This is a genomic window from Litorilituus lipolyticus (assembly GCF_006439335.1).
Lineage (GTDB): Bacteria > Pseudomonadota > Gammaproteobacteria > Enterobacterales > Alteromonadaceae > Colwellia > Colwellia lipolytica.
The window spans coordinates 230,197-241,396 of record NZ_SAWY01000003.1 but is presented as its reverse complement, the minus strand read 5'-3'; the positions used below and the strand labels follow the sequence as shown (position 1 = coordinate 241,396).

At 36.4% G+C, this 11,200-nt stretch carries 11 protein-coding genes; 7 read left to right on the top strand and 4 right to left on the bottom strand.

Annotation, left to right across the window (positions count from 1 at the left end):
- Positions 1–149 precede the first annotated feature (149 nt).
- Both EPA86_RS02500 and EPA86_RS02495 read right to left on the bottom strand, forming a co-directional pair.
- Entirely contained in the window at positions 150–407 is a 258-nt protein-coding gene (locus EPA86_RS02500; protein ID WP_140601515.1) for a DUF2164 domain-containing protein, read from the bottom strand.
- Positions 408–537: 130 nt separating this feature from the next.
- Positions 538–2,523, bottom strand: a complete 1,986-nt coding sequence (locus EPA86_RS02495) for a methyl-accepting chemotaxis protein (RefSeq protein WP_170309545.1) — start codon at positions 2,521–2,523, stop codon at positions 538–540.
- Positions 2,524–2,716: 193 nt separating this feature from the next.
- Between EPA86_RS02495 and yegD the strand changes: the two genes are divergently transcribed.
- Both yegD and EPA86_RS02485 read left to right on the top strand, forming a co-directional pair.
- Positions 2,717–4,090, top strand: coding sequence for a molecular chaperone (gene yegD, locus EPA86_RS02490; RefSeq protein WP_246058216.1), 1,374 nt, complete (start codon positions 2,717–2,719; stop codon positions 4,088–4,090).
- A gap of 192 nt (positions 4,091–4,282) precedes the next feature.
- A complete protein-coding gene (locus EPA86_RS02485) occupies positions 4,283–5,245 on the top strand; it encodes a putative porin (protein WP_170309544.1) in 963 nt (320 codons plus the stop codon).
- Positions 5,246–5,393: 148 nt separating this feature from the next.
- Here the strand turns inward: EPA86_RS02485 and EPA86_RS02480 are convergent, their stop codons facing one another.
- Positions 5,394–6,158, bottom strand: a complete 765-nt coding sequence (locus tag EPA86_RS02480) for a substrate-binding periplasmic protein (protein WP_140601507.1) — start codon at positions 6,156–6,158, stop codon at positions 5,394–5,396.
- Positions 6,159–6,335: 177 nt separating this feature from the next.
- On the opposite strand from EPA86_RS02480, the gene EPA86_RS02475 reads away from it, so the two are divergent.
- Positions 6,336–7,097, top strand: coding sequence for a DUF2189 domain-containing protein (locus EPA86_RS02475; RefSeq protein ID WP_140601505.1), 762 nt, complete (start codon positions 6,336–6,338; stop codon positions 7,095–7,097).
- 18 nt (positions 7,098–7,115) lie between these two features.
- Here EPA86_RS02475 and EPA86_RS02470 read toward each other — a convergent pair whose 3' ends face one another.
- Positions 7,116–7,574: an Lrp/AsnC family transcriptional regulator gene (locus EPA86_RS02470; RefSeq protein ID WP_140601503.1), complete on the bottom strand. Its 459-nt coding sequence runs from the start codon at positions 7,572–7,574 to the stop codon at positions 7,116–7,118.
- Positions 7,575–8,052: 478 nt separating this feature from the next.
- On the opposite strand from EPA86_RS02470, the gene iscX reads away from it, so the two are divergent.
- From iscX to ndk, 4 genes are all read left to right on the top strand, one after another.
- Positions 8,053–8,262, top strand: a complete 210-nt coding sequence (gene iscX / locus EPA86_RS02465; protein WP_140601501.1) for a Fe-S cluster assembly protein IscX — start codon at positions 8,053–8,055, stop codon at positions 8,260–8,262.
- 176 nt (positions 8,263–8,438) lie between these two features.
- Entirely contained in the window at positions 8,439–10,127 is a 1,689-nt protein-coding gene (locus EPA86_RS02460) for an NAD-dependent malic enzyme (RefSeq protein WP_140601500.1), read from the top strand.
- A gap of 38 nt (positions 10,128–10,165) precedes the next feature.
- Positions 10,166–10,420, top strand: coding sequence for a hypothetical protein (locus EPA86_RS02455; RefSeq protein ID WP_140601498.1), 255 nt, complete (start codon positions 10,166–10,168; stop codon positions 10,418–10,420).
- 190 nt (positions 10,421–10,610) lie between these two features.
- Positions 10,611–11,042 carry a nucleoside-diphosphate kinase gene (ndk, locus tag EPA86_RS02450; protein WP_118958363.1) on the top strand — a complete coding sequence of 144 codons (432 nt, stop codon included), beginning with the start codon at positions 10,611–10,613 and terminating at the stop codon, positions 11,040–11,042.
- Positions 11,043–11,200 lie beyond the last annotated feature (158 nt).

Below are 11,200 nucleotides of genomic sequence, written 5' to 3'. Positions count from 1 at the left end.
TAATCTCTTTGAGTTCGTTTAGTGATTGATTTCATAACACTCTCCAATTTAATCGTGGAAAAGTGTCAACCTTATTTAGGACGGGTCATAAATATTAAAAAAGGCTCGTTTAACGAGCCTTTTTCTTTTAGTAATAAAAAATCCAGTACTTATTTTACTGGCTTTTCTATTTCAAACAGTGCTTCATTAATCACTTCGTTAACATTTTCAAGTTTATCACTGACGATAGCTTGGGCGTCAAATACGCCACGGTTATAAAAATAACCACCTACCTCCTTGGCGAAGAAGTCTAATAAAAACTCCGCATCAAATTGGCCAATATCTTGGGCAAGCTCATCGTTAAAATAATTCTGTATTTTGAGCACCAGCTGCTCTTTTTCTTGCTGGTTAAAGGTAATTTCTGCCATGAACCTATTAAAATTATCTGAATTGATTGAAGGTTAGTTTAGAGGAACTTCTGTTGATTTACATCCATGAATTGTCGCACTGCTATGAATTTAGACAATAGCAGTGCACTTTTTCCTTATAGGTAAACCATTAAGCAATTTTAAAGCGCTTAACTAAGCTATCTAACGATTGGCAGTTACTCTCAATAGATAAAACATGCTCATTAACTGTGGCAGAATCAATATTGGCTGAGTCAGCGAATTCATCAATATTACTCATAATGGAGGTCATTTGTTCAGATAAACCATTTTGATGTTGCGTTAATTGGTTGATGCTAACGTTTAGCTTTCTTGCGGTATCTATTGTTGAATCAATTTGGCTTAAAATGTTATCTACATCATTTACTTGTGCCACGGTTTGGCTAAACTGCTTTTGATTAGTTAAAATCAATTCTTCAGCCGATGAGGCACTCGTTTGTAAATTGTTGATCATTGCTTGAATGCTATCGGTAGATTGCTGAGTTTTACTGGCAAGAGTTCTCACTTCATCAGCAACCACGGCAAAGCCGCGGCCATTTTCACCCGCTCGTGCTGCTTCAATGGCGGCATTTAAGGCTAATAAATTGGTTTGTTCCGCAATGTTTTCAATAACTTCAACTACGCTACTAATAGATTCACTATCGACTTTTAGTTGAGAGATGGCCGTAACAGATTGTTGAATTTGTGTTTGTGCTTGGTTCATTACTGAGACGGTCGAACCTATGAGTGACTTACCTTGAAGCGTTATTTCACAGGCTTCAGTAACTTGTTCATCGGCAGTTTGTGCAGTACTACTTATTTCTTTCGCGGCACTACTCATTTCATCAATATTACCGCTTGCATTGGCAACATCATTTCGAGAGTTAGCGATTTTAGAGGCAGATTTAGTGGTTAATGAGCCAACATTTTGAATTGAATGATTAAGCTTATCTGACATTTGGCTAATGTCTATCACTAAGTTATGAATTTGTGCAGTAAACTGGTTAAAGGCTTTGGCTAATTCACCAATTTCATCATTTGATTTGACTTTAATACGCTTAGTTAAATCACCTTCGCCGCTTGCCACATCCATCATGGCATTATGTAATTCAGTTAACGGACTAGTAACTGATTTAGCAACAAATGAAATTATGATACCAACTGTCGTGATAAGTAATATAACAATAAAAATTGACAGCTTAACAGTATCGTATAACGGACTGTAAACGGTGCTTTTATCTACCAATAAACCGATAACCCAATGCATCTGTGGTTTGTCATCAATAATTGCTTGGTAAGCAACAACATGTGACTTGCCGTTTAGTAGAACTTCTGAAACACCTTGCATATTTTGATTTGCAAGCAAGGCTAAATCAGTAAAGCCATTCATACCATCTTGTTTATCGAGTTCATTAATCACTTGATTATGCTTTATCTCCCCCTCGTTAAGTGGGAAGTAAATTACTTTTCCTTCTTTTGTCATTAAAAAAGCAGTACCTTCACCTTGATATTTTGCCTGATCAACAAACTCTGCAATGCTGTCTATTAAAATATCAGCGCCACCTGCGCCAATAAATTCATTTTTAAAATTGAAAACAGGAATATTAATAGCGGTGTAAATGTAGTTATCGGCAGGGTGAAGTTCCACATCTGACATAACCCATTGCTTTTCTTCTTTTATTTCTTTGTACCAATCGCGTGTTCTGACATCATACTCGCCTTGTTTATAGACCCCATGCTCATCAAGGTATTCGCCAGTATGCTCTGAGCCATAAAATACCGATTTAGTGTAAGGATCAGATTTTGATTCACCTTTAAGTGTTTGTAGAAACAGTTGATATTCTTTTGTTGAAGTATCTGTAAGGTAAGCTCTGTGATTATCGGTCCAGTTTATAAGAGACGGTGTGCGAAAAAAACCTTCTAACCCTCTCACTTGTTTATCAATAAAGCCGTGTATTTTATTGGCCTCAAGGGCTAGATTCGTCTGTAAGGCGTGATTAACTTGCTGCTCTGTTTTATTACTAACTTTGCTAATAATAAGTGCAGAGGCAATAACTAGAACGAGACTGACACCGCCAGCAACATAGAGTAAAAATTTAGAGCGAATACTTTTTGACATCATCATACCTTTATATAGCGTATTTAGTTTTTATCAGCTCCCTTGATTTAATAATTATACGATTTAGCTGCATAGTAATATCGCACAAAGATGTAGATTCGGCAATATATTGTATAAAGTTACTTGAGGTGTCAGTTGCATTAATAAAGCGAACTCAGTATGCTACGCGGCCTTTTTCCTTTGTGTGGTAATAATGCGTGGTAACAATATGATAGGTTTTGATTACGGTACGTCTAACTGTGCTGTAGGGGTGATGGAAAATAATCAACCAGCGCTAATAAAACTCACCGATAATAGCTGCTACTTACCCTCAACGTTATATGCACCAAGTCGTGAAATTATTGTAAATTGGCTTTATCAGCAACTACCTTCACAAGAACAGCAAACTTTCAAAGAACTTCGCTTGATGCCTTTACAAAAAGGGCAAAGTGTAGCGCGTGAATTAGCATTAGATGGTATATCAACTGAGCTTTCTTTTGGACATGGTGCCTTAGCTGCTTATTTGGCTGAGCCTGATGAAGGCTATTATATTAAATCACCTAAATCTTTCTTAGGTGCAAGCGGTTTAATGCCACAGCAAATCAACTTATTTGAAGATATTGTTGCCGCTATGATGAGTAATATCAAAAGCCTAACAGAAGAAAAGCTCAACCGAGAAGTGACGCAAACCGTTATTGGTAGACCAATTAACTTTCAAGGTTTGAAAGGGGAAGAGAGTAACCTACAAGCTATTAGTGTATTAACGAATGCGGCAAAACGAGTTGGTTTTCGTGATGTTGAGTTTCAATATGAGCCCGTTGCAGCAGGATTTGAGTTTGAAAGTACACTAGATAAAGAAACAAAAGTATTAGTGGTAGATATTGGCGGCGGCACGACTGATTGCTCAATGCTACTCATGGGGCCTGAATTTTCATTACTTAATGATAGAACAGATCATTTGCTCGGCCATAGTGGTGTACGGATTGGCGGCAATGATTTTGATATTCAATTAGCGCTAAAAGGCTTAATGCCAGAATTTGGTTTAGATAGCTTATTGAAAACTAATAAGCCTGTACCGAGTTATAGCTATTGGCAAGCTATGGCCATTAATAATATTAATGATCAAACTGAATTTTATAGCCAAAGTAACAGACGATATTTACAGCAATTACAGCGAGATGCCAAGCAGCCTGAATTAATAGAACGATTGTTACTCTTACAAGAACAAAAATTAAGCTATCGTATGGTTAACGGCGCAGAACAAGGAAAAATAGCCTTAACGGAGAGTGATTTAACGCCAATAGATTTAACAGATATTAGCCCTGAGTTGTCAGTAACGGTTTCAAGGGAGTTAATGGCAAAAGCTGCACATCAAGAATTAGCAACTATAGCTAATATTATGCAACAAGCCATTGAACAGGCACAGTGTCAGCCTGATGTGGTTTTTGTCACTGGCGGTACAGCAAAGTCACCTGTCATTAATCAGTTTTTAACCAAGCAAATGCCAAATACGCCTGTAGTTATTGGTGATCATTTTGGTAGTGTTACCGCAGGATTAACCCGCTGGGCGGCACGTGTTTTTGGCTAACTAACTATGTTTTAAGACATTTTGTTATTGCTTGTGTAGGAAACTTTTTAAAGAATCAATATTGATTCTTTAAAAAGTTTTTAAAAATGTAAGATGATATATCTGTCGCTAGTTTTCCTGATTTCTTTTGTATACAATGCGCGTCAACTACTTAGTTTTTAAATAAAAATTCAACTTAAAAGGATGTTCAAAATGAAATTATCTCTCATTGCTGCAGCTATTACTGTATTACCTATTGCCTTTTCAAGCCAAGCGAATGAAGCAAAAAGTTTTCAATCGTTTTCTTCTCTTGGTTACTATCAAGCAGAATATGAGAATGTTGATAGTGAGACCTTTAATATAAATTCTCAGTATTACTTCGAAGGTAGAAAAACCAAAGGCCCATTAAACGAGTTTGATTATATAAATACGCTAAGTAATATATCCGTTGGATATTTATACTCATCATCAGATTATGTAAGTAATAACCAATTTTATATTGGGGGTTATGAAAATCGTACGCCTCTTTCTTATAAAAGTAGTAATGAAAATAATCTTATCAATGTAAGGGGGGAATGGGTTGTTGGCGGTTTCGTTTTAGGGGGCAGTTATAGCTACCAAGATTCTGAATATACTGATACATTCACCATTATTGAAGAAAATAGAACACATCATAGAGATAGCAATAGTGATAGTGACAGTGCGTACTCACTTAGCTTGGGTTATTTAATTTCAGAGAATTTTCTTATTCAGTCAACGTATCATGAAACAGGGGAGTTGTTTACCTTTCGTGCAAGCTATGACTTAACACTCAATGACAATGATTATATTGGCTTTAGCTATAACACTGATGAAGAATTAGATTTTCATGCGCTTTCTACTAAGTATTTTAAATCACTTGAAAATGGCAGTTATTTAACGGTAAGTGCTGCTTATACATTTGATAATACCGATTCAGATTCTATAGATGTGGATGACTATTGGTCGATTGGTTCAAGCTATTACTTTAATAAAAACACCTCAATTTCTGCAAGTTACAATGAAAATGAAAGTTACAGTTTAGCTGCGACGCATTTCTTCAATGATAACTATTCATTGAGCGCAGGGTATGCAAGCACTAATGAAAGTAATAATGACTTTAAAAGTTACAGTTTATCATTTACTGCGCAGTTTTAATTTGAGTAACGTTGAAGCGTAAAGTAACTAAATAAACGGTAATGTTTCATCATTTATGATGAGCTGGTATATATAAGCCAACGATATACAAGCTATCGTTGGCTTTTTTGTAAACATTAAACTAGTAGAAATCAAGTTGTTATTATGGCTAATAGTCTTGGTTAATTATTTCTTCTAACACGCCAGATGCTTGCATCTCAGTGAGTCTTTTAATAATGAAATTCTGGTATTTCAGGGCATTGCCTTTTCTTGATAAGCCAATATGCTGACCTACTTCATGTATGTGATGCTTGCCAGTCGACTCTTTAATGACATCGGTATAATGCAATTTTTTAAGATGATAATTAACAATTCGCTCGCAATCCCAGACTAAATCTAAGCGATTATTGAATAATTTTTTTAAATTAATTTCTATATCATCGCCATATTCAGCATTGAGTTGCTTATTGTCCCACGCTTGGTGAAAGTCAGCAAAATATGTATAACCTCTTAAAATTCCAATGGTTTTATCCTTAAGATCATTGTAACTGTTCCAAGTAAAGCCTTGCGGGTAAGCTTTAGTAGAGTAATAGTAGGGAATACGTAAGGTGTGAAAGCTTGGTAATAAAAGGTAATCGTTCGCTCGTTTGGGCGTTTTGGTTGCCATAAAAAAGCCATCTGACTTGCCGTATAACACTTCTTTTTGGCAACGCTTCCACGGCAAAACAACAGACTCAATCGTGATATCTGTTCGGTTTTTAAAGACCTCCTGAAACACTGTTGGCCAAATACCAGTAACGGGTTTTTCACCTTGCTGCTTGAATATATAGGGCGGCATTTCTCCTTGGCAAAAGCGAAGCGTATTTTTGGCTTGAATAGGTAAGCTCAATATTAATATTAAGCTCGCGGCTAATGATAAAGTGATAGTTCTCATGCTAGTAGGGTATGTTAAAAGACTGAGAATAGTAAATAACCAATCGTTTTATTATTCGATAATTACTTATAATGTATATTAATTTATAAGTGACATTTACCTTTTACTGTTTTGAATCAAGCTTAAGTAGCTATCTATTGGTTATGCTTTGAGTAGTATGATTTTAGGTATGGATTTATGAACACTCAAGCAAATCAATTTTCAATTAAGCAATGGCTTCACTTTGGCTGGCGTAGTTTTTTAGCTTCGAAAACCATCAGTATTTTATTTAGTAGTCTTTTTTGTTTAATTGGTGGCATATTATATTGGCTATTGCTTAATGTTGACGCGGCATTAGTAATTATTCCTTTCATTGCGGGCTTCTTTTTAATCGCCCCACTTTTAATCATCGGTTTTCAGCAAGCTGCTGCTGTATTGCAGCAAGGTAAAAAGCCTGCGTTTTCAGATTTAATTAAAATAAAAGGTGAAAATAACCAAGGTATTTGGTTTTTAGTCTTTATTTTATGTCTTTGCTATTTTATTTGGATAACAGATGCCTTAGTGATTTATGGCTTATATTTTGGCGTTGAACCCATTCCATTAAACGAGAGCTTCTTTACTAACCCTGAGTTAAGAGATTCAATTATTTCGTATCTATTTCATAGTGGCTTAGTCGGAATCGTTATGGCTATTATCGGCTTTTCATTGGGCGTTTTTGCCATCCCCTTAATCATTCATCAGCAAATGGGCTTTGTAAATGCGGTAACCTTTGGCGTAAAAAAAGTGTTTTCCCATAAATGGTTAATGCTTAAATGGGCTTGTACCTTAGTATCAATTATGGCGTTTACTTTAATTGTCGCTTTACCCTTGTTGGTGATTGTTTTACCTATTCTAGGTTATGCAAGTTACGCAGTATATGCTCAAATAATTGAGAAACTTGATATTAGAAAAACCGTTTAGCTATATTCAGTTAAATCACTAAATATAATCAATAGGCAGTGCGGTCGTGTATTTAATTTCTTCCATCGCGAAACTTGAGCTGATGTCGGCAAAGTCCGTTTTAGTGATCAGCTTTTTGTAGAAATGATCATAGGCTTTCATATCAGGCACCACCACGCGCAGTAAATAATCTACAGCGCCGCTCATACGATAAAACTCAACAATTTCTGGGAATTCATCGGCTATTTCAGCAAAAGTGGCTAACCACTTTGGGTTGTGCTGATTGGTTTTTACCATGACAAAAATGGTTAAGCCAACATTGAGTTTTTCAGGATCGGCTAACGCAACTCTAGCCTTTATGACACCTGACTTTTCCATCGCTTGAATTCTTCGCCAGCAAGGCGTTGTTGATAAGCCAACTTGTTGTGCAATTTCACTGGTAGAAAGTGTACTGTCTTTTTGTAAAATACTAAGTATATGCTTATCAAATGAATCCATAATGTTAATAACCTTAATAATGTGGTGATTATATTCTACATAATATCTAATAGAAGAAATAGTATTCTAAATATCTAACTGGTTGACTATTTTTAAGCACACATTTTTCGGTTAACTCATGAGATAATAACTTTTATGGGGATTGGTAAACGTTAAGTGTAAATGACAGGGAAATAACATTATCAGCCTACAATTGCTCGCAACTTTGTAAGATCATTTATAGCCAGTGCTTTAGCTCTGGCTTTTTTTATTCGCTTTCTCGCGCCAAATTCCTGATAAACTCATTCATACTTTTTTAAAATTAACGCTACACTAAGTTAAGTAGTTAACTGGTATTAATGATGAATAAGTTGATGCAATGGTGGCATACCGATTGCAAGTTTTGTCGAAAAACTCGAATGATATTGCTATGGCTAGCCTTAATGCTAGTGGCAGATTATTTTTGGTTTCATTTGATCTTCAATTGAGATAATTAGTAATGAATACACAAGGCTTAAAGTGGACCGACTCACTTGAGATCGCACTTGATTTAATCGAACAACATGAAGATGTTGACCCCTATAAGTTACATTTTACTGAGCTTAGGCAGTGGGTGCTAGATTTAGAGCGATTTGATGATGATCCAGCACATTGTGGAGAAAGAGTGCTAGAAGCTATTCAGTTAGCATGGATGGATGAAATGGACTAACACTTTAATAGGTATAATTAAGTGAATAGTCTTGCATTTTTGCAGAATAATTTCTTTATCTTGCACTGGTTAGACTATGCTATAACTATTAGATCTATTATACTCAGCCGCTATAGATTCAGTCTATTTTCATTATTCACCAAAATTATTCATTTGATAGATAAGTAGCAGCCACCATGACACAGACAAAGCGCCCTCTTTATATTCCTTATGCCGGTCCAGCACTTCTTGAAACGCCGTTATTAAATAAGGGTAGTGCCTTTAGTGACGAAGAACGTATTAACTTTAACTTAACTGGCTTGTTACCACCTCGCTTTGAAACAATTGAAGAGCAAGCCGATCGGGCATATCGTCAATACAGCTCTTTTCACACTAACATTAACAAGCATATTTATTTACGTGCTATTCATGATAATAATGAAACCTTGTTCTTTAAATTGGTGCAAGATCATTTAGCTGAAATGTTGCCGATTATTTATACCCCAACTGTAGGTGATGCCTGTGAGCAATTTTCAGACATTTATCGTAGTTCACGCGGCTTATTTATTTCTTATCAAGATAGATACAATATTGATGACATTTTACGTAACGCTACAAAAAATAAAGTAAAGGTTATTGTAGTAACTGATGGAGAGCGCGTATTAGGGCTAGGTGACCAAGGTATTGGCGGCATGGGTATTCCAATTGGTAAATTATCTTTGTATACCGCTTGTGGTGGTATCAGCCCAGCTTATACTTTACCTGTGATGTTAGATGTTGGGACAAATAATCAAAAATTACTAGATGATCCTATGTACATGGGGGCGCGTCATAAGCGTATCGATCAGGACTCTTATGATGAATTCTTAGAGTTATTTGTTAGCGCAGTGAAACGTCGTTGGCCACATATTATGTTGCAGTTTGAAGATTTTGCTCAACCTAATGCGATGCCGTTATTAGAACGCTACCGTAATAAAATTTGCTGCTTTAATGATGACATTCAAGGAACAGCCTCCGTTACCGTGGGCACTTTGTTAGCGGCGTGTCGCCGTAAAGGCGTTAAATTGTCACAATTGAAAGTGGCTTTTGTTGGTGCAGGCTCTGCTGGCTGTGGTATTGCCGAGCAAATTATTTCCCAAATGATCAGTGAAGGTATTTCGCCATTACAAGCGCGTAGCCAAGTATTTATGGTAGATAGGTATGGTCTACTAACGCAAGGTATGAAAGGCTTACGTGACTTCCAAGAAAGATTAGTGCAACCAACTATTGCACTCGATAATTGGGCTATTGAAGGAGAATATGCATCATTAGTTGAAGTAGTGCATGGCGCTAAGCCTGATGTACTTATTGGAGTATCAGGTCAAGCGGGCTTATTTACAGAGGAAGTGATTACAGCGATGCATTCACATTGTCCTGTGCCAATTATTTTCCCGTTGAGTAACCCTTCACGTCAGGTCGAAGCTACACCTAGTCAAGTCATCCACTGGACTAAAGGTAAAGCAGTGGTTGCTACGGGCAGCCCATTTGAGCCTGTAGTTTATCAAGGTAACACTTACCCAATAGCGCAATGTAATAACAGTTATATATTCCCAGGTATTGGTTTGGGAGTTATTTCTGCTAACATTAAACGCATTACCGATGAAATGTTAATGGTGGCAAGTGAAACTTTAGCAAAGGCTTCACCTATTGCTAACAATGATGGTGAAGATTTACTACCTCCGCTAACTGGCATTGGGCAATTAAGTAAAGATATCGCTTTTGCTATTTCTAAAGTGGCTTTTGAGCAAGAGCTAGCCTTAGCACTTTCTGACGAAGAACTCTTAGATAAAATAGAGCGAAACTATTGGAAGCCTGAATACCGACAGTATCGTCGAACAAGCGTATAACATTATATTAATGCCAGTAGTAACGAGTGGGGTTTCTTATGAATAAAAAAGCATTAGCTACCGATGAGCAAGCAATATTAAGTCAAGCTGATTTAGATGACTTGCTGCGAATTAATGAATTTATTGAGTCTCATGATGAACATTCACTCGTTGAGGAATTAAAGTGCGCCATTTTAGATTCAGGTAAATTAGAATTAACGCAGTGGCAGAGTCTTAGAGAGCAGCTTAAAGAGATTGAAGCCCTGATCCCTCACATTGATCTGATCATTCAATTGAAGAAAGAAAAATCTTAAGCGGCTGAATTTAATCGGCTGTTCGAATGTATTTAGACTTATCTACCAAAGTAAAAGCTTCTGATGATTTCTTGTATAAAAAGTATCATTAGGCTTTTACTTTTTTTTCGTCTATAATCGCGCCCAAAATTTATACCGTATTTTAAAATACATATTTTAATTCACTTATTTTGAGAAAAGAGGGCTTATCATGGCTATCGAACGTACTTTTTCTATCGTAAAACCTGATGCAGTAGCTAAAAATGTTATTGGTCAAATCTACAACCGTTTTGAAACTGCTGGTTTAAAAATCGTTGCTTCAAAAATGGTTCACCTAAGCAAAGAAAAAGCTGAAGGTTTCTACGCTGAGCACAGCGAGCGTCCTTTCTTTGGTGCTTTAGTTGAATTCATGACTTCAGGTCCAGTTATGGTACAAGTATTAGAAGGCGAAAACGCTGTTCTTAAAAACCGTGAAATCATGGGTGCTACAAACCCAGCTGAAGCTTTAGCTGGTACTTTACGTGCTGATTACGCTGATTCAATTGATGAAAACGCATGTCACGGTAGCGATGCTTTAGAATCAGCTGCTCGTGAAATTGCATACTTCTTCGCAGATGAAGAAATTTGCCCACGTACTCGTTAATATTGATTAACAACGTTAATTAGCAATTTAACTTCACACTTTAACTAATTTTTGCGTCGAAAGTGCTCACCTACAGTTGTAGGCTCCGCGCTTATCTCCTTAAACTAAGTTAAAATATTTTGTTTAAACGCTAATAAATTACAGAGTTATATTCTGTG

Bases quoted from the DNA above. Each gene is read 5' to 3' on its own strand.
- EPA86_RS02485 (WP_170309544.1), top strand. From the start codon at position 4,283: ATGAAATTATCTCTCATTGCTGCAGCTATTACTGTATTACCTATTGCC.
- EPA86_RS02455 (WP_140601498.1), top strand. From the start codon at position 10,166: ATGAATAAAAAAGCATTAGCTACCGATGAGCAAGCAATATTAAGTCAA.
- iscX (WP_140601501.1), top strand. From the start codon at position 8,053: ATGAATACACAAGGCTTAAAGTGGACCGACTCACTTGAGATCGCACTT.
- EPA86_RS02500 (WP_140601515.1), bottom strand. From the start codon at position 407: ATGGCAGAAATTACCTTTAACCAGCAAGAAAAAGAGCAGCTGGTGCTC.
- yegD (WP_246058216.1), top strand. From the start codon at position 2,717: ATGCGTGGTAACAATATGATAGGTTTTGATTACGGTACGTCTAACTGT.
- EPA86_RS02495 (WP_170309545.1), bottom strand. From the start codon at position 2,523: ATGTCAAAAAGTATTCGCTCTAAATTTTTACTCTATGTTGCTGGCGGT.
- ndk (WP_118958363.1), top strand. From the start codon at position 10,611: ATGGCTATCGAACGTACTTTTTCTATCGTAAAACCTGATGCAGTAGCT.
- EPA86_RS02470 (WP_140601503.1), bottom strand. From the start codon at position 7,574: ATGGATTCATTTGATAAGCATATACTTAGTATTTTACAAAAAGACAGT.
- EPA86_RS02480 (WP_140601507.1), bottom strand. From the start codon at position 6,158: ATGAGAACTATCACTTTATCATTAGCCGCGAGCTTAATATTAATATTG.
- EPA86_RS02475 (WP_140601505.1), top strand. From the start codon at position 6,336: ATGAACACTCAAGCAAATCAATTTTCAATTAAGCAATGGCTTCACTTT.
- EPA86_RS02460 (WP_140601500.1), top strand. From the start codon at position 8,439: ATGACACAGACAAAGCGCCCTCTTTATATTCCTTATGCCGGTCCAGCA.